This is a genomic window from Gordonia sp. 852002-51296_SCH5728562-b (genome assembly GCF_001665475.1).
Taxonomy (GTDB): domain Bacteria; phylum Actinomycetota; class Actinomycetes; order Mycobacteriales; family Mycobacteriaceae; genus Gordonia; species Gordonia sputi.
Map to the genome: position 1 here is coordinate 1 of NZ_LZMI01000015.1, position 17,701 is coordinate 17,701.

Here is a 17,701-nt window from a genome sequence, read left to right on the forward strand (position 1 = left end):
GCTCCTCGATCATGAGATATTCGGACCTTCGCAAGTCGAATTATCCCAGGTCAGGGCACCAATCTTCGTTTACGACAAGAAATCAGCATGAAAGCCCGAGGCTAGGTTCGCGCCGTCGACCGTCGTGTAGGTCACGTAGTAGAAGCCGTCGGTGTGGCGGAAGATGCTCGGGTCACGCACGCGCCCGGTCGGCGGACGGTACGCGGGCTTCGCCAGCGGAGTGAAGTCAGTGCCATTCGACGACTGGTAGACGTCCATGTACAAGTCGCTGGCGTTGCTGAACCCCACCATCGTGTAGCGCCAACCAGCTGCGGCGCTGGTGCCAGGGCCGGAGAGCAGCAGTCCGATCACGGCAAGCAGCACCACCGGCAGAGCGGAGAACATCGATCGCATGCGGAAGTTCACCGGTGCAGTATTGACCACGTCGTCGCGCAGGTGCACGCGCTCGGGGGGCTTCCGCCGAAATCGTTATCGAAACTGCGCTTGGTTGGCAGCGGAAAGTCGTTGACAGGCAAACATGCTGAGCGCGGTCATTCCCTGTTGAGTGCCACCGCTGACTGCACCAGGGCGACGAATGCGTCGTCGTCCACGGTGTCGTTCTCTTTGATGTCGATGGCGCGGCGAGTCCCCGCGGTAAGGCTGGCGTTGAACACCTTCGCCGGATCAGGCAGCGACGCACCCTTGGCGAACGTGAGCTTGATCTTGTCCTTGTAGGTCTCGAGCGTGCAGATCAGGCCGTCGAGCGAAAACGTCGGAACGCCATCCGGATTGGAGGGTTTGCGCCATTTGATCTCTTCGGTGATGTCGGGGTCGGCCCGCATGATCAGGGTGCGCACCTCGTTGGCCCGCGATTCGCGCCAGTCGTCTGCCATGCAGGTCACCGTAGTCGGTGGGCGACGAGGTATCAGCCCTTCGCGTGCCGCTACTTCGTCAGGTCTTGCGCAAACATGACGATGATTCCGCTCGGCCCGCGAACGTAGGTGAGCTTGTAGACGTCCTGATAGTTGGCGACGCCGCGCAGCGGGTGGCATCCGTGCCGCGCGGCGATGGCGAGGGCGTCGTCGATGTCGTCGACGGAGAACGCGACACGATGCATGCCGATCTCGTTGGGCAGCGTCGGCGACGTCTCGATGGCGTCCGGGTGGATGTACTCGAAGAGTTCGAGGCGACCCGCGCCGTCGGGCGTGGCGAGCATCGCGATCTTTGCGTGGTTGCCGTCGAGTCCGACTGCGGTGTCGGCCCATTCGCCGCTGACCTCGTCGCGTCCGAGGACGGTGAGGCCGAGATCGGTGAAGAACGCAATTGCGGCGTCGAGGCTGTCGACCGCGATGCCGACGTTTTCGAGGGAGATGGGCATGTGGTCGAGGGTAGCCGCGGCGCGGGCTACGACCTCACTGATGGGTGATTGTCCTTGCGAGGAACACGAGGTCGTAGATCCCGACGTTCTCGCGCTTGAACTCCACGAAACCTTTCCGCTCGTAGAGTCGGATGTTGGCGACGCTGCGCTCGCCGGTGAACAACTCGACTCGCGTGACCGATGGAGGCACCCAGCCGTCGACTGCGGCGAGCAACGTGCTGCCGAGACCTTGACCCTGCAGATCGGGGACCACCGTCAGGCGGCCGACCTCGGCGACCTCGCCGTGTACCGAAAGTCGCAGCGCTGCAACGAGCCTCGCGCCCAGTCTGATTCCGAGTGCGGTTACGTGGAGCGATTCGAGTTCAGCGACGAGGTCGTCGACAGACTGTGTGAGCGCGGGCATGGTCAGGTCATCGTGGAGTTGAGCCTCGGTGATGTAGGCCGCTCGCTGCATGGTCAGGATCTCGCCGGCGTCGTCGACGTCGAGCCGCGACACCTCAGTCACGACGGGTTCCGATGTTCGTCTGGAGCTCGCGGATCGTCGAACCGAGAATGCCGCGCGCGAGCAAGCCCTGCCCCAACGGACCGGCCGAATCGGAGCCGAGCGTCGGGAGCTTCCGCAGGGCTGCCCGCTCCTCATCAGTCAATTCAGCTAGCTGCCACCGAATTTCGTCGTCGACGGCCGCCTGATTGCCGGGACTCGAGAGTGCGACGGCCTTCACCGCGTACGCGGCGGCCCCGAGTGCGTGGGCACCCATGTGTGCCACCGCCGACGCCTGCGCGACGGACCTCGCCGCGGCGGCTCCCGCCGGCGTGCTCGCTGCGCCCGCCGCCTTGACGGCGATCATCCGCTTGCTGATCTCCTCCGCACTGGTCCCGTGTCCTGCGCTGTAGGCGCGTGTGCGCGCAAGGGCGTCGTCGATGTCGGCGCGCGCAGGGTCGTCGGCCTCAAAAAGCGGGAGAACCCGCTCGGCGCATGCGACCGCCCACCGCGCCACCAGGCGTCGATCGGTTTCGCTGAGCGTTTGAACCGATGTCACAGATCTCCTGATGTGAGTCGGGCCATCCGAAGTATCGGGTAGGGCCTGCCCTGGTCGTCGAGCGCACTTCGCTCGACCTCCACGAAACCACGGCGACGGTAGAACGCGACCGCGTCGACGTTGTCCTCGTTGACATCCACACGACTGATTCCGTAGTCGTCGACGGCGTGGGCGAGAAGCACACTGCCGACACCGGTTCCCCGGTGAGCAGCGTCGACGAACAGCATCTCGAGGTTGTCCCCTGCTGTGCCCGCGAAGCCGACGATCTGACCGTCGACTTCTGCGACGACCAGCCGCACCTGCGGAAAGTAGTCGGCCGCCAGGTGCTGCTCGATATCGTCCCGGTCCGCTGGACGTAGAAAATGATGTGTTGCATCGACGGCGCTACGCCAGACTTCGACGAGCCGCGAATAGTCGTCCGGAACCGCGATCCGCACAATCACGAAGCGGCCCCGAGCAGCGCGCGAAATCGTCTGGCGTGCACAGCTATGGGCATGCAGACAACGTACGCGGCCGAACCGCGCCGCATGCTGCGGCGTCGTGAAATGCCGCGGCGTTTCAAAGCACAGCGCGGTCCAGCCGGTCTCGGTTCGTCGGACTCAGGAAAGCGCGGATCGGACGATGTCCGCGATCCGCTTCTCCGTGAATTCGTCGAGGGTGTCGAAGTACCATGCCGCCGGCATCAGCGTTCCGTCGATGCCGCCACCCGGGTTGAGCGTGACCTTCTCGGTGAGGGCGAGGTTGATGCGTTCGTCGTTACGCAGCGTCACCAGTGCAGGCGAACTCGCCGACTTGGCGTACGCGGGCATGCCGTACCAAATTCTCGGCTTCAGCGTTGGCTCGGCGGCCATGATGACCTCGTGCGCCGCTGAACCAGCGAGCGCTCGGGCTCCTTCATCTTCGCGATCTTGTCGGCAACCGCCGCGAGGTTCTTCTCATCCTTCGATGCCATGTCATGTCCTCTCGTCAGCCGATGTCACACATCGGCTGTGAAGTCGGCGCACTGGTGCGCCACACCCCATCCGGACATGTCCCGAGTGAGTCGGGCCTCTCCGCAATGATTCAGGCATCTGTGCCTGGAAGTGCAGTCGGCAGGATCCCCTGCCGCCAATCAGGCTAACTGACCGCCACGGGTGGGCGCGAGCAAATGCGTGGCCGAGCCAACGACGTGAGGGACGACGCCGCTACACATTGAACCGGAACTCGACCACGTTCCGTAGCAGAATAACCTTTTATTGGTAGACTTGGTACATGGGCACACGACCTGTCCGCGCCGCGATCTACCTACGGATCAGTCAGGACCGAGAGATGGACGGCCTAGCCATCGACCGTCAGCGAGGGGACTGCATCGCGGAGGCAGAGCGTCGTAATTGGCACATCGACCTCGACCGCCTGCTCTACGTGGATCAGTCGATCTCGGCCACGGACCGATCCGTCAGTCGACCTGACTACGACCGCCTGGTGGCCGACTTCAGTGCGGGGCGTTGGGATGCCCTCGTCTGCTGGGACCTCGACCGCCTGACTCGCCAGCCTCGCCAACTGGAGGACTGGATCGACTTGGCCGAGGATCGCGGCCTGAGAATCGTGACGGCCAATGGCGAGGCCGACCTGGGCACCGACGCCGGACGACTCTTCGCGCGCGTGAAGGCCGCAGTCGCTCGGTCGGAGGTCGAACGTAAGAGCGCCCGCCAGAGTGCTGCACAGGCACAGCGAGCAGCGCAAGGGCGTGCTCCGAAGGGTGTACGCCCCCTCGGCTACACCGTCCAGGGCGATGTCATCGAGCACGAGGCAGAGACCGTCAAGGTAATCTATTCCAAGTTCGCCGCAGGAGCATCGCTGCGAGGCATCGCTGCGGCGCTCTCAGGCCGAACCGGAACTGACCTACCGAACGTGCCACCTCTCCCCCGCCACAGCCGCACCCTGATGCAGGAACGCAACGCCATCCGCGCACAACGGGGTTTGAAGCCGCGCCCTGTCCCCGACGACGAACCATGGAGCCCCAGTACTGTCCTCGGTATCCTGCGCAACCCGAGGTACGCCGGATACTCCACCTACACACCGAAGACCGTGCTGAAGAATGGAGACCGCCGTCGCTCGTGGCGAGCAGCGATTCTCCGAGACGAGTCCGGCGACCCGGTGCGCGGCCAGTGGGAGCAACTCGTAGATGAAGGGACGTGGTGGGCGGTGCAGGAGCGTCTTGACGACCCGCAGCGACGGACCAACCGCGCGGGCACCGATAGGAAGCATCTTGGCTCGGGCCTCTACCTCTGCGGCTGGGTCGATCTCGCTACAGGCGATGAGTGTGGGCGACCAGTTCGCGCTCACTCCCAGCGCTACCGCTGCGCCGGGCACATCATGCGGTCAATGGCGCAGATCGACGCCTACGTCATCGAGACGGTACGAGTGCGCCTCGCGCGACCCGACCTGCGCAACCTGCTCCCCAGCCGCGATGAGCCTCGGATGGGCGTAATCGCCGCCGAGATCGAGCAGCATCGTGGACGAATCGCCCGCGCACAGGCCGACTACGATGGGGAGATCATCGAAGGACGCGATCTGACCCGAATCCGGGACAAGGCCGAAGCCGCCATCACCGCCCTCGAAGCCGAACGTGTACGGCTGGCGTCTGGGACGAACGCGAGCGAGGTCTTCGCCGCGAAGGATCCCGTGACCGCGTTTGACGCCGCAGACCTCGCGACGAAGCGATCGGTCATAGATGCACTCTGCGAGGTGCGCCTGCATCCACACCCCCGAGGACGAAAGCCATTCGACCCAGCCACGGTAACCATCACCCCCGCGTAGCCGGTGAATCCGACCCACGAGTTCTTCCGTTGGGCTTGCGACACGCCGAAGAATAACCCTGCAATCAAAGTTTTTGAGGGGACGGGCGGCATGTGTACGAACGCCTTGAAGCAGGCGACCCAGCGCTTAGCGAAGCACCCAATCTAGGCAATAGCGGCCTGCCTCTCGGCCTTAGTGAAGCAGTTTTCCGCTATTTCGATCTGCGACCTAATTGCTCTTATGAAGAGCAAGTCGCAACTGGCCCGCACGGCGCAACTCGCGCAGGTGGAACTGGCTCGCGCGGTCCGACACGGAAATGCCCGCGAGGTACATGCCGCGCGTCAGCGCTTCCAGGTGGCGCGCGCTCGGCGTGCCTTGGCAGAGGGAGTCACGGTTGCCCTCACGAATCACCAGCGCCAGTCCATCCTGGCGCTGGTCGCCGCGCTTCCAGTCGATGACAGCCGAGGTGATTCGGCATGAGGAATCAGACACGACCACGTGACGAGCGCGTGATCCAAGCCGCCGCACGAGCGCAGGTCGCCACTTGGCCAAGCCTCACACGCGACCAGGTGGACCGGCTTCGCCGTCTCCTCGGGTCCCAGAGGGACACGGAGAACACATATCGAGGCGGTGATCGCTCATGACCGCCTTCGACCGCTTGGTCGAGCGTCTCGATGGTGTGCGCGGTAGAGGCTCCACCGCCATGGCCCGATGCCCCGCCCACGACGACCGCAATCCGTCTCTCAGCGTCAGGCGTGAGGCAGACCGTGTGTTGATCTACTGCCACGCAGGCTGCTCCACGGACGAAGTACTTGAGGCGCTGGGGTTGGTAGCCCGCGACCTCTATGACGAGACCCGCGAGGCTCGCCGGCCCGACGACCGCTGGCTCCCACGTGACCTGGAGTGGGGAGAGTCGTACGAATACTGCTCTGCCGACGGGGTACTCGCCTTCGAGGTGATCCGCGCCCGCAAACCGGGCGGAGGAAAGGCTTTCCTCCAGCGCCGACCGGACGCCGGGTCGCGCTCTGGCTGGGCTTGGAGCGTGCGCGACCTGCGCCCTGAGCAGCGCGGAATCCCCTATCGCCTCCCGGAGGTCCAGCAGGCCATCGCGGCAGGCGAGACCATCTGGATCGCAGAGGGCGAGAAGGACGTGGAGGCTCTACGTTCCGCAGGCGTAACGGCCACCTGCAACGCGGGCGGCGCGGGCAAGTGGTCGAGCACGCACGCTGAGCACCTGCGGGGCGCGAGGGTCATCATCACCCGTGACCGAGACAAGCCTGGAGCAGCCCACCAGCAGCAGGTCGCACGCTCCCTTGAGGGCATCGCGATGAGCGTCCGGCTGGTCGAGCCTGCCGAGGGCAAGGACGCTGCAGACCACCTATCCGCGGGCCGGAGTCTGGACGATTTCGTGCCGGTCGAGGGTGCCGAAGGCGATGAAGAGCAGACAGCCGGGGAAGCGACCAGCGCAGGTGCTGGCGGCAGTAGTGGGACCTGGTACGAGGCACGCGAGAACGGGCTCTACCTGCTGCGTGAGCGAGAGGGGCGCGACGGGGAGAGCGAGATCACCGCGACGCGCCTGACGAACTTCACAGCGCACATCGTGGCCTCAACTGAGGTGGACGACGGGGCGGAAGTCCAGCGCCGCCTCGACATCAAGGCGACCGTTGCCGGACGCACACGCATGGCCTCGGTCACCGCGTCGGAGTTCTCTCGAATGGAGTGGGTGATCCCTGAACTCGGCCCGGCGGCAGTGGTCGAAGCGGGCCGCGGGATCAGGGACCATGCTCGCGCTGCGATCCAGGCAGTCTCCGACCCCGCCGAGGTGCGGGTGATGGGACAGATCGGCTGGCGGCAAATCGACGGCGAGTGGGTCTGCCTGCACGCGGGCGGAGCCATCGGAGCGCACGGGCCCGTCGAAGGTGTGGAGGTCAACCTCCACGGGACCCTCACCGGCTACACACTGCCGAAGCCAGGAGGCGTCGAGGACGTGCAAGCATCGCTGTCCATTCTCGACGTGGCACCCGACCGAATCACCCTGCCACTGCTGGCGGCGGTTGTCCGCGCACCCCTCGGTGGGGTGGATATGGCCGTGGGCCTGCACGGGCAGACTGGCATCGGCAAGAGCGAACTCGCCGCTCTCGCGCAGCAGCACTACGGCTCGGCCATGAACGCGCGCTCTCTCCCGGCTTCGTGGTCCTCAACAGCGAACTCGTTGGAGGAGCAGGCGTTCCTCGCCGCAGACGCGCTCCTGACGGTGGACGACTTCGTGGCGAGTGGATCACCTCGCGATGCCGACCGGCTGCACGGTGCTGCTGACCGCCTCATCCGAGGCGCGGGCAACGGCGCAGGGCGTGGCCGAATGGCGAAAGACGGCACGCTGCGGGCCGCTCGCCCGGCTCGCGGCATGATTCTGGTGACCGGCGAAGAAGTGCCGCGCGGCCAGAGCCTCCGAGCCCGGATGATGACGCTGGAGGTTCGACCGGGCGACGTGAACTGGCAGTCGCTCAGTGGCGCCCAGCAGCACGCCGCCGGAGGAACCTACGCCGCCGCCCTCGCGTCCTACCTGCGCTGGCTGGCCCCTCATCTCGATGACGTGCACGGACGCCGAGGCGAAGAGATTGCTGCGCTGCGCGGCCAGGTCTCCGCTCTGCACCGCCGGACGGCCACCGGCATCGCCTCGCTCGCATGGGGCTGGAAGGTCTGGCTGGAGTTCGCCATCGAAGTCGGCGCGATCACCGACGAGCAGCGTGACCGACTCTGGCAGCGTGGGTGGACGGCGCTGCTGGCCGCTGCGGAGGCGGCGAATGTGGCCGTGGGCGAGACCGACCCGGCACAGCGATTCCTCGTGCTGCTCGGCTCCGCCGTGTCATCCGGGCGTGCCCACGTCGCCGCACGCGATGGAGGTTGCCCGCCGAGCGAGCCCGGCGCGTGGGGCTGGCGCTCTCGTGACGGCGTGATGACCGACATGGGCGCTCGGATCGGCTGGACAGAGGGGACCGATCTCTGGCTCGATCCCGAGGCCGCATACACCGCCGCGAAGACGGCTGGTGAAGGGCTGAGCATCGACCTGGAGACCCTGCGGTCGCGGCTCTCGGACGGAGGGCTGCTCCAGAGCCATGAACCGAGCGGAAAGACCGGCGTGCGAGTGCGCCTCCAGGGCCGACAGCGCCGGGTGCTGCACCTGAGCGCCGACGCGCTGGGAGAGGCCGCCGAGGTGAGACACCGGGGTGTCTCAGGGGTGGCACAGGATGACTCAGGTCGAGACACCGTGAGACACCACCGAGACACCGGGGTGTCTCAGAGAGAGATGCCTTCTGACCAGGGGGAATACCTCCTGCACCCAGGTGAGACACCTGAGACACCCTGGGGTGAGCACGTGACGCAAGTTTCCGGCGATTTCGGGCCTTTGGAGGGCCTGGAAGGGCCTGAAACTGGCTCTACGGGTGCATATACCCCGCACACAGTGCCCAGCGTGTCTCGGGTGACTCACCTGCTCGGCGGCGCGTGGGGGTGACCCGATGACCGCCTAAACGACCCCAGCGATGCCCTGCTCGACGCCCTCACCCGCACCGAGGTCATGTCCGCCTGGGCGAAGTCACAGTGGGCAGCGTCATCGGCTCTGACGGCACTCGCTACCGAGTGCGACTCCAGGGCTCGTCGTGCGCCCGCTCTTGCGCCGCCGCGCCGCCTTCGCCGTGGGGTTGTTGGAGAGATGGTGCGGCACCCGGCATTCCTATGCAGTTGACCCTGCGAATGACGGTGCAAATGGCGCTGATAGCAGTTGCAGGGCAACTCTGCACGGGTTTGACCCCCGTTCACCGCGTGATCCGGACTCTGCTGGCCCCTCGCCGAGGCTCCGCCGAGGAGCAGCACAGTGTGCTTCAGCGACCCCTGCGTCGGACCTGGTGGGCGTGGAATGGAATCTGCTCGTTGTTGCCGTGAAGGAGAACTCCGCTGAACGGGTTGAAGGAAGGTAGGCGCTACCGCAGTAGCGCGAGCAACAGGATGATTCCGAGGCAGCCCGTGCTACCCGGATAGATGGGCAGAACAGAGGTCGTCGTCCGGAGCAGGGGCAAGCGCACCGCTGGTCGTGAGACCGGGCACGTGCGGAGATTCGGGTCGGTGGGCTGGAGTGCCTGATCTCGGGCTGAGTCGGTCTATGCACCCGGAGGACGTGGCCTACCCGCTGCTGGAAACGGGAGGTGGCTGGCTTCGTGCGGGACGGGCGGGTCGTACTGCGAGGCGGGGTCCCTGGGCTCACCCGTCTCGTGTAGGCCGGTCGCTGGGCGGGGACGGGCACGGGCGCGGAAGGGCCGGAGGGGTCGCCCGAGAAGCGGCACTACCGGCCTCTCAACGGGCGGGGGTACTGCGTGAACTCGGGACCGCGAGGGACAGACCTCGACGTTGGGGACCTCCGCTGTGCGCGTGGGCACCAAGTCAGTGCGCGCGACCTGGGAGCACGGCACCTGTCCTCGGCGTAGCCCTGGCACTGCCCACGCTGGGGGGCACACTCAACTCTCACCATCGCCCGCTGTCTGACCCGCCGAATAGGCTCGGTCTCAGAGGCAGGAGGTAGGTCATGGCGAATCCATATGTGGCTGGGGCGGTTGGCACCGCCGCAGTAGGCGCGGTCGCAGGGCTGGGGGCTCGCGGCAAGGACACCATGGTCATGGACCAGGACGTGCAGCGCGATCTCGACTCGCTGCTGACCACTGGCAGCCTTCCGCACGGAGTACAGCCCGCCTTCTCGCTCACACCACGCCGTCAGAGAGGGATCGTGTCCCGGTACCTCCTGGGGATAGGTCTCGGGGGCTTCGGGGCTTGGCTGGTCACCCTCGTCATCGCCGTGGCGGTCATCGAGGGAACCGGCCAGGAGGGGGCCGCTGCCGAGAAGGTCATCCCCTCGCTGATGGTCGCAGCACTCGTCGGCTTCGGCGGCTTCATCATCCCGGGACTGCTCATCGGTGCCTGGCTGTGGATACGCGAGAGCAGAGCCCGCATCCGTGAAGCGACTGCCGAGACATACCGCATGTACTGGGCGGAGCGGGAGCGTGGGAGTGCTGCCTTGGCTCAGGGGCAGGCCACCCCTGACCAGGTGGCCGAGGTCCTGTTCCGCTTCCACACCGACTCAATGCCCGACCCCGCAGTACCTCCCTCCGGGTCATGGCATGGGGAGGTGGGTGAGCGGATTCCCGTGGTCGCGGAGGTGGAACTGATCGGCGCTGTCCCCGGATCGGACGACCCCTCACACGTCTACACGGTGTACTACCTGCGCACGGCAGAGCGGGACCTCGTGACCTGGCAGGCACGTGAGGACTACCGCCTTCTGGTCGGTGATGTGGTGACGCTCGATGCCCAGGTAAAGGCGCATTCCGTCCTCGACGGGGAGCGTCAGACTGAGGTCTTCTATTGCCAGGTTCTGGAGCGTGCCCGTCCCTCGCGCGAGTCGTGATTAGTCGGCCAGCACCCAGCGCAGTCCCGCATCTCCCAGCACCGCAGCCCTCACGTCCTCCTCGGTGAGGCCCGGCCCGATAGCCAATCAACGAATCGTGTCGGTGCGCCCGCCTACTCTGTCGCCATGACCCAGGACGCTCACCACCTAGATGAGATCGAGGCGCAGATTGCCGCTGAGGAGGCAGACGACGCTGCCCGTACTGACGACGAGCAGCGCCCGGGGATTAGGACCTACGACGGATGGTCGGACACAGGCGCCGCACCTCGCAGTATTCATGAGGAGAAGCAGCACGGCTGAGCGTCTCGGCAAGGTGCCTACGTCGATCACCGGGCTCTGGAGTGAGGCTGCCGTCGTGCTCGCCCTTCGCTTGACGAGTAGGCAACCGCCACGAACGAGCGCGGGTCGGAGTTGGGTGAGCACGGCACCATGGGCTGGCTCCACCACGAGCATGCACAGAGCGACCAGAATCTGACCATGGGCCCGCATTCCCGCACCGACGCTCGTGCCGCTGAGCGAACCGCTCGGTGGCACGAACCGCATCCGTACCAGCCCGAGCGTCGGTACGTTGACTTCGCGATCAACCCGTGGCACTACACCACGTGGGGCGGACTTGAAGGCATCGTCACAGGGAACCTGCTGTGGGCGAGCGAAAGCGGCGGGCTGAACGATCCCAGTGAGGTCGTTCGGGCAGCAGACAGCCTTCTCCGCACCTGGGAGGCATCGATCGACAACCTCGTGCCGGACGCGCCACGCGACGAGGTTGATCGCTGGCTTCGTGACATGACTGCGACCGTGACCGAACAGCGCTTCTTCTTCGTGTCGGCGTGCTTTGACGGTGACAAACTCCAACACTGGAAGTCGTACGCGGGCGGGCGCGGTTACGCCATCGAGTTGGACCGAGACGCCGAGTACCGCTTACTGGGACCTGCACCTACTCTGCACCGCCCTGGCTTCACTCCGTACCCCTGGTGGCGAGCAGTCACCTACGGCGACTACGACACTGGCCACTCGGCCCGAGGCGGCAGCCTCTTCCACGGCAGCGATGGGATCGTGGAGCATCTGCTTGATGAGTTCGCCGCGAAGTCGCGCGGGCTGCGCCCCGACGAGATCGCCTTCGGAGAACACCTCGAAGCCGCCTACCTCTCCTCTGTGTGCTTCAACAAGCACTCCGCGTACTCCGAGGAAGAGGAAACGAGACTCGCGTTCATCAAGCCCCCATTCGAGGGGTTCGTTCATCATCGCGACGGAGGCTTCTCGCCTTCGGGGCGAACCGCATACCTGAAGGTGACCGCCGATCAGTCCGATCTCCGCGCGTACAGCGTCACGGAGGTGCAGCCACTGCCGATCCGAAGCGTTCGTATCGGCCCTAGATACGGGACCGAAGTGAGCGGGGAGATCGCAACGGTCACCGCACTCCTCCGGGACAACGGCTACCCCGATGTATCGGTGGATGCTTCGAGCATTCCGTACCGGGGATGACGCGCACGACGTACGACCTGTCCTCCACTGCAACTGGCCGCGTAGGCCAATCAGGTCAGGCCGCGACCGGCTCGTCGCGCTCTAGCCAGCGGTAGAGCGTCGCACGCCCGACACCCAGCGAGGCCGCAACTTCCGTCATGGGCGTCCCCGCGTCGAGCAGCGCCCGTGCCGCGCGAGCCTTGCCTGGGGTCATCACGGTCTTGCGTCCGCCGACGCGGCCCCGAGCACGAGCAGCGGCCAGCCCGGCTCGTGTCCTCTCCTGGATCAGCGCACGCTCCATCTCGGCCAGGGCTCCGAGGACGTGGAAGATCATCTTCCCTCCAGGCGTGCTGGTGTCGAACCCCTCGGTGAGGCTTCGGAAGTGCACTCCCCGCTCCCTGAGCCCGTCTACAACTTCGAGCAGGTGTGGCAGGGAGCGCCCGAGGCGATCAAGTCGCCAGACGGCGAGGGTGTCTCCGGGTCGGAGGTAGTCCAGGCAGGCTGACAACTGCGGGCGCTCGGTCTTTGCCCCGGAGGCGTGCTCTGTGAACACTCGCTCTGCATCCGCCGCCTGGAGTGCATCGACCTGCATGGCCGGGTCTTGGTCCTGGGTGCTCACTCGGGCGTATCCCACCAGCGCCATCGTCCTTGTCCTCTCTCGGTGCTTCAGTACATCGACTGTCTCAGAAGCCACCGACACGTCACCGAAACGGACATAGATTCCGGACACGAGTTCTGAGACGCGATCCGCAGCCCAAAGTCCTTGCCGTGTCGGGTGCTTCACTAACGGTCGATTTCGGGCATGCTGGACCTGCTGGTCTTGACCGCGACCGCAGGACTATCAGCGAGGAGGTGCTCTGTGTTCGTGTCACGCATCCGTGTTCAAAGGTTTCGCGGCTTCGAGGCCCTGGAGTTGAGTCTCAACGGTCATGTGGCTGTCGTTGGCGAGCCAAGAGCAGGACGATCGGACCTTCTCCTGGCGTTGCGGAGGGTCCTGCACCCTCGAAGCACGAGCACGCGGCTTGACCCCCTCGATATCCACCAGCCGGTCACTGACGCTCTGACCGAGGTCGAGGTCTCGCTCACTGATCTTGGCGACGACCTTGAGCAACTACTCGATCCGTACTTGGAGTTGCTGAATCACGAGACCGGACTGCCGGCCTCGAAGGATGACGAGCAGGAGCCCGAGTTGGGTGTTCGCCTGTGCTACCGCGCCCGGTACGACAACGAGACTGACACGGGCGAACACTGGGTGGACTGGGCACGGGACAGCGACCCCGCCAATGACACCTTTGCTCGTGCACGGCGGATCGAACGAGAGGCACTGCCCGTGGCCTGGGTGCAGGCTGAGACGCCCCTACAGGTCCGCGCGGAAGGCGCGTTTCGTGCACTCATGGATGGTGCGCGTCCCGGGGCGGTGGCAGACGCCCTCGACGGCCTGGTGATCAACGTCGCTGAGGCCACCGAAACCTTCAGCCAGAGCGAAGCGGTCTCGAAGACGGTCGGCGAGGTTCTCGACGCTGGAGTCACCGCACTGCTTGGCGTCGAAGACGCCGATGACGTCTCTTTCGTGGCCGAGGACGGTTCCCTCGCTGGATTGCTGCGGGCTCTACGCCCAGCCCTGGACATGGATGGAGGCGTGCCGTTGCCATTATCCAGCCACGGCTCGACGGCTAGCGCCATTGTCGCGAGTGCAGAAGCCGTGGCTTCAGCGAAACGACGTAAGGACGAGGGTCTGGTCGTACTGGCCGATGACTTCGGTGACGCGCTTGATGCCTCAGGGGCAGAGCACCTGGCGCTGAGGCTCAGAAGGGCCTCTAGCCAGATCTGGATAGCCGCCCGCCGTGCGGACCCACTCCGTGCGTTCAAGCCAGAAGAAGTCGTACGGCTGACCCGCAGCCATGGGTCCCGAATGCACCATCGGCTAGCCCCCTCTTCCGACAAGAAGGTCAGGAGAGCACGCCGTGACCTGCTGCCGCACCTACTCGCAGGCTGCACCAGCAGGACTGTCGTACTGGTCGAGGGGCCACACGATGTTGAAGGGCTGGAGGCGGTCGCGCGCCGGATGGGCCGGCTCGGGCGAGTTGGTGGTGACTTGTCCAGTCAGTCGATGCGTCTGCTCGGCGCGCCGGGGGCGACCGGGGGCAAGGACGGGCTCGCCGACTTGGCCCGCCTCGCCAATGAACTCGGCTTCCACGTGCGAGCCGTAATCGACAACGACGCTCCGGGGAAGGACGACGCCCTCTATGACGAACTTGAAGGCCTAACCGAGCAACTCATTATTCTGCCGGAGCGGACGGCAATCGAGCGGGCACTCGTGCACGGGCTGGATGCGCCAGCCCTCCGGACAGCCATCGGGGGCATCGTGTCGGGCTACGGGTTGGTTCCATCTGATTGGGGATTGCCGGACCTGGACGATCTTGATCAGACGGACGAGCCTGCTCTCGTCCAAGCAGTACTGCGGAAGAAACTCTTGAAGAAGAGCCCTGGACTGCATGCGCCCTGGGTCCAGGCACTACCTAGACGATACGTACCGCCGATTGCCGAAGCGGTCCTCCGTGAACTTCATGAAGGCTCGCTCGGCCGGGTCGTGCTGAGCGATCCATGACAGAGTTCGAGCCAACCGCAGAACAGCGGCGTGTCATCGAGTGCACCCAGCCTCTCCTGGTGGTCCTTGGCGGAGCGGGCACCGGGAAGACGACGACGGCATGCGCCGCCGCTCGGGCTCACCTGGAGCGTCAGAACGTCACCGACCGCGTGCTCTTCCTGTCGTTCTCGCGGGCGTCTGTGGGTCGGGTCTTGCAGCGTGCTCGTGGTGTTGTCGGGCCTTGGGGCTCACAGATCGACGTCACGACTTTCCATGCCTTGGCATGGTCCATCGTCCGGCGCTTTGGGGCGGTCGTGGGTCACGAAAATCCAGTGCTACGGCCGCCCGCTTACCAACGCCTGCTGGAGGACCCCGAGGCTCTGGGGTACGACGATCTGATCCCGCTAGCACTGAAGGTGCTGGAGGAGTCGGCGGCCGTCAGACGACACGTCGAACGTCGTTGGGGTCTGGTTATCGTTGATGAGTATCAAGACACCGGTGACCTACAGACAGAGTTGATCGACTCAGTGTCTACGGGCTCCCGCCGCATGCTCCTGGGCGACCCAAACCAGTGCATCTACGCATCGTTCCTCAGCGGCGCTGGGGTCCGCGCCGAGCGGATCGAGGATGCTGCCGACGAAGCCGGTGCCGAAGGTGTTGTTCATCTACCTCCGGCCTCCCACCGAGATAAGACCGGCCTGATTCCTGCAATCGCCCAAGCGATCATGCGAAGAGAGTTCGAGCACGAGGCAATCCATGAAGGGCTTCGCTCCGGGCGAATGGTTGTCGAGAGCAGTATCACCGCTGCCGACGAGGGGACGTCCGTGGCCCGGTGGGTTCAGGCGTTGACGGCGGAGAATCTCAGTGTTGGGGTCTACTGCCATCACAACGACATGCTTGCTGAGTTGTCGGACCGTTTGCAGGAACAGGAGATCGACCACGACATCGCCGGTATGTCCGACGCACTGAGCCTCGCCCTCCTCGCGCACGTCGAGATGTGCAAGTACGCAGCCGGGGCGAGCGAATGGGATGAGGTGCTCCAGTCCGTCGCTGTGTTCGTGGCCAGCGCGCAGAAGGGCTCTCAGGTTCCGCCGCTCGCCTGGAAGATCATGCGGGAGGTCGATGGGAGCCTGGGAAGGCGACTCAGCGATCTCCGGCGTGCACTTGAGGAGGCGACGCTGGCAGACGCCACCGGAATCGCTGCTGACGCCCACTCTCGGATTGGACTACCGGCGAAGTCCCGCGCTTGGAGCCAGGCCACCACGATCTTGCGCCCGATGATCGCGCGGGCGAAGCGAGCCAGGGATTCACAATCGGCCGTACTCGCGCTGGCACGTGAGGCGGAGCAGGCCGCGTCTGGGCTCCTCACCGATGTGGTGGACGACCCGGGGGATGTGCAGTTGATGAATCTGCATCAGACCAAGGGCCGCGAGGCCGACGCGACCATCGTTGTCCTCCGCGCCACAGACTTCTTCGGGAAGTATGAGAAGCCCCCGTACGAGAACACGAGTCGGCTGCTCTACGTGGTGTTTTCGCGCGCCCGGCACAGAGTCGTGCTGCTTCTCGTGGGCCAGGGGCTACCAGCCCAGGTCGCCCCGCTGGCCTCTCTCGCGAGCCTGACGGGGACATGATCCCCATGACTCGCCGAGGAGATCGTCCTCGGCGGATCAGGAGACTTGGAAGAGTCCGACATAGGCCACACGATGTTGGCCTGCCGTCTCCGCGAAGAGGTCAACCCCCGCAATCAGCCGCACCTCGACGGTAGGCGTCTTCATCCCACCTGCCGCCGATTTCATCTCTCGGAGGTGGTCAGAAGCCCTCTTCTGGGAAAGTCGGTCGCCCTTCTCCACCCAGAGTAGGAGTAGGTTCCGAACCTTCGGGTAGCCCGGCTCCACCGTTGCCCTAAGGCTTGCCAGTTTCTCGGCATCATCCTTGAGTTTCTTGCGTGTGTAGAGTCCGAACTCCAAGCGTGTCTCGGTCCTTCCCTTGGAATCGAACAACGAGACATCCGTAGCAAGTGGCCGACCCCGGCTCCCCGTCAGGTATGGCCGCTCCCACATGGCAGATACGCCGCGCCGCTCGAACGCTCGCTGGGCCAACTGGTAGAACCGATCCACAACCGTGACCTCGTAGGCAGCCCCCCGCAGGTGGTTCTGAAGCGAAGCATTGACCGCAGGAGCGTCGCGGTCAAGGACGCGGCGTTCTGTGTTGACAATCGAGATCGCTGCCTGGGTCAGCATCACCAGTTCTTCCAACTCGTTCGCGACCTGCGGAGATGGCCGCCCACGAGACGGGTAGCGAACGATCCTCATCCCGAGAACCTAGCAATCGAGGACTCGATCTGTGTTCGCAGCGAGTCGATAGCCGGCACCGGGACGCCGCTCGTGCCCGGCGAGAGCGCAGCATCCGCCAGCGTGGCACCATCGCCCGACGCGCCGGTCATGTTGCCACTGAGGCACCAGACGGAGGCTCGTGCCCATCGCACACGTGATCGACCAGTTCGCTAACCGGAACCCCTAGACCATGTGCCAGCGCGTGCAGGGTGCGGATGTTGGGCGACTTCTGACCGGCCTCGACGGTCAAGATCGTGCGTCGGCTCACCTCCGTCTCCTCTGCAAGTCGGTCTATGGACCAGCCCAGCGACTCGCGCGCTTGCTTCACCGCCCACCCAAGTGCACGCAAGTCGGGACGCGGCACCCTCGGGGGGAGGTCAGAGTTGAGTCGGGGCACCTCTCCAACGCTGGCGGTCGGTGCACTAAAGTGCAGTGCCCCAAAGTGCACTACTGTGGGTTCCTAGTGAAGCAACTTTGGACCTGAAGGACAAGGACTCATGCGACGGAACTCCCTGGCGGCACTGGCGGTCTCAGCAGCATTGCTGCTCACGGCATGCAGCGGGGGTGGTGCACCAGAAGGGATCAGTGGCCCAGACGGAGACGGTGGGACGTGGGCTGACGGCGCTCATCGAAATTCCCCAGTGATGCTCATCTGAATTCCCCACCCGTGTGGCACCGCCAGAGTAGGCGGGC

The 17,701-nt window shown here is 65.2% G+C and carries 19 protein-coding genes; 7 read left to right on the top strand and 12 right to left on the bottom strand.

Translation table 11 applies throughout. The features are described from left to right. Window positions 1-69: 69 nt before the first annotated feature. The 8 genes from A5766_RS04100 to A5766_RS25265 all read right to left on the bottom strand — a co-directional run bounded on the left by A5766_RS04100 (window position 70) and on the right by A5766_RS25265 (window position 3,349). A complete protein-coding gene (locus tag A5766_RS04100) occupies window positions 70-405 on the bottom strand; it encodes a hypothetical protein (protein ID WP_442902948.1) in 336 nt (111 codons plus the stop codon). 125 nt (window positions 406-530) lie between these two features. Continuing rightward, complete coding sequence (locus tag A5766_RS04105; protein ID WP_064903498.1) at window positions 531-872, bottom strand: DUF1801 domain-containing protein; 342 nt, start codon at window positions 870-872, stop codon at window positions 531-533. Between the two features lie 50 nt (window positions 873-922). Then, window positions 923-1,357: a VOC family protein gene (locus A5766_RS04110; RefSeq protein WP_064903501.1), complete on the bottom strand. Its 435-nt coding sequence runs from the start codon at window positions 1,355-1,357 to the stop codon at window positions 923-925. 34 nt (window positions 1,358-1,391) lie between these two features. Beyond that, entirely contained in the window at window positions 1,392-1,862 is a 471-nt protein-coding gene (locus A5766_RS04115; RefSeq protein ID WP_064903503.1) for a GNAT family N-acetyltransferase, read from the bottom strand. After that, a complete protein-coding gene (locus A5766_RS24280; RefSeq protein ID WP_197501309.1) occupies window positions 1,855-2,397 on the bottom strand; it encodes a putative immunity protein in 543 nt (180 codons plus the stop codon). The genes A5766_RS04115 and A5766_RS24280 overlap by 8 nt, the downstream gene beginning before the upstream one ends. Further along, window positions 2,394-2,897, bottom strand: coding sequence for an acetyltransferase (locus A5766_RS04125; protein WP_082965439.1), 504 nt, complete (start codon window positions 2,895-2,897; stop codon window positions 2,394-2,396). The genes A5766_RS24280 and A5766_RS04125 overlap by 4 nt, the downstream gene beginning before the upstream one ends. A gap of 99 nt (window positions 2,898-2,996) precedes the next feature. After that, window positions 2,997-3,248: a DUF1801 domain-containing protein gene (locus A5766_RS04130; RefSeq protein WP_231894538.1), complete on the bottom strand. Its 252-nt coding sequence runs from the start codon at window positions 3,246-3,248 to the stop codon at window positions 2,997-2,999. Next, window positions 3,227-3,349, bottom strand: coding sequence for a hypothetical protein (locus tag A5766_RS25265; protein WP_269449444.1), 123 nt, complete (start codon window positions 3,347-3,349; stop codon window positions 3,227-3,229). The genes A5766_RS04130 and A5766_RS25265 overlap by 22 nt, the downstream gene beginning before the upstream one ends. A 299-nt stretch (window positions 3,350-3,648) precedes the next feature. Between A5766_RS25265 and A5766_RS04135 the strand changes: the two genes are divergently transcribed. Further along, window positions 3,649-5,196 (top strand): recombinase family protein, encoded by a 1,548-nt coding sequence (locus tag A5766_RS04135; protein WP_064903508.1) that lies wholly within the window; start codon window positions 3,649-3,651, stop codon window positions 5,194-5,196. A gap of 207 nt (window positions 5,197-5,403) precedes the next feature. Here A5766_RS04135 and A5766_RS24285 read toward each other — a convergent pair whose 3' ends face one another. Next, on the bottom strand, window positions 5,404-5,667 hold the full coding sequence (locus A5766_RS24285; RefSeq protein ID WP_156527358.1) for a hypothetical protein: 264 nt from the start codon (window positions 5,665-5,667) through the stop codon (window positions 5,404-5,406). Window positions 5,668-5,815: 148 nt separating this feature from the next. On the opposite strand from A5766_RS24285, the gene A5766_RS04145 reads away from it, so the two are divergent. The 4 genes from A5766_RS04145 (at window position 5,816) to A5766_RS04155 (ending at window position 12,109) form a co-directional block, all read left to right on the top strand. Beyond that, a complete protein-coding gene (locus tag A5766_RS04145) occupies window positions 5,816-8,689 on the top strand; it encodes a DUF927 domain-containing protein (protein ID WP_064903513.1) in 2,874 nt (957 codons plus the stop codon). A gap of 1,065 nt (window positions 8,690-9,754) precedes the next feature. Continuing rightward, window positions 9,755-10,627 carry a hypothetical protein gene (locus A5766_RS04150; protein WP_064903515.1) on the top strand — a complete coding sequence of 291 codons (873 nt, stop codon included), beginning with the start codon at window positions 9,755-9,757 and terminating at the stop codon, window positions 10,625-10,627. Window positions 10,628-10,753: 126 nt separating this feature from the next. After that, a complete protein-coding gene (locus A5766_RS24290; RefSeq protein ID WP_156527359.1) occupies window positions 10,754-10,927 on the top strand; it encodes a hypothetical protein in 174 nt (57 codons plus the stop codon). A gap of 177 nt (window positions 10,928-11,104) precedes the next feature. Next, the gene (locus tag A5766_RS04155) at window positions 11,105-12,109 is read left to right on the top strand and encodes a hypothetical protein (RefSeq protein WP_156527360.1); all 1,005 of its coding nucleotides are present in this window, start codon (window positions 11,105-11,107) and stop codon (window positions 12,107-12,109) included. 55 nt (window positions 12,110-12,164) lie between these two features. Here the strand turns inward: A5766_RS04155 and A5766_RS04160 are convergent, their stop codons facing one another. Next, complete coding sequence (locus tag A5766_RS04160) at window positions 12,165-12,731, bottom strand: recombinase family protein (protein WP_064903520.1); 567 nt, start codon at window positions 12,729-12,731, stop codon at window positions 12,165-12,167. Between the two features lie 216 nt (window positions 12,732-12,947). Here A5766_RS04160 and A5766_RS04165 point away from each other — a divergent pair, with 216 nt between their 5' ends. Both A5766_RS04165 and A5766_RS04170 read left to right on the top strand, forming a co-directional pair. Next, a complete protein-coding gene (locus A5766_RS04165; RefSeq protein ID WP_197501312.1) occupies window positions 12,948-14,696 on the top strand; it encodes an ATP-dependent nuclease in 1,749 nt (582 codons plus the stop codon). Further along, complete coding sequence (locus A5766_RS04170) at window positions 14,693-16,306, top strand: UvrD-helicase domain-containing protein (protein ID WP_064903524.1); 1,614 nt, start codon at window positions 14,693-14,695, stop codon at window positions 16,304-16,306. The genes A5766_RS04165 and A5766_RS04170 overlap by 4 nt, the downstream gene beginning before the upstream one ends. A 36-nt stretch (window positions 16,307-16,342) precedes the next feature. On the opposite strand, the gene A5766_RS04175 is transcribed toward A5766_RS04170, so the two are convergent. Both A5766_RS04175 and A5766_RS25470 read right to left on the bottom strand, forming a co-directional pair. Then, on the bottom strand, window positions 16,343-16,915 hold the full coding sequence (locus A5766_RS04175; protein ID WP_156527361.1) for a hypothetical protein: 573 nt from the start codon (window positions 16,913-16,915) through the stop codon (window positions 16,343-16,345). Between the two features lie 199 nt (window positions 16,916-17,114). Further along, on the bottom strand, window positions 17,115-17,456 hold the full coding sequence (locus A5766_RS25470; RefSeq protein ID WP_082965440.1) for a helix-turn-helix domain-containing protein: 342 nt from the start codon (window positions 17,454-17,456) through the stop codon (window positions 17,115-17,117). Between the last annotated feature and the right edge of the window lie 245 nt (window positions 17,457-17,701).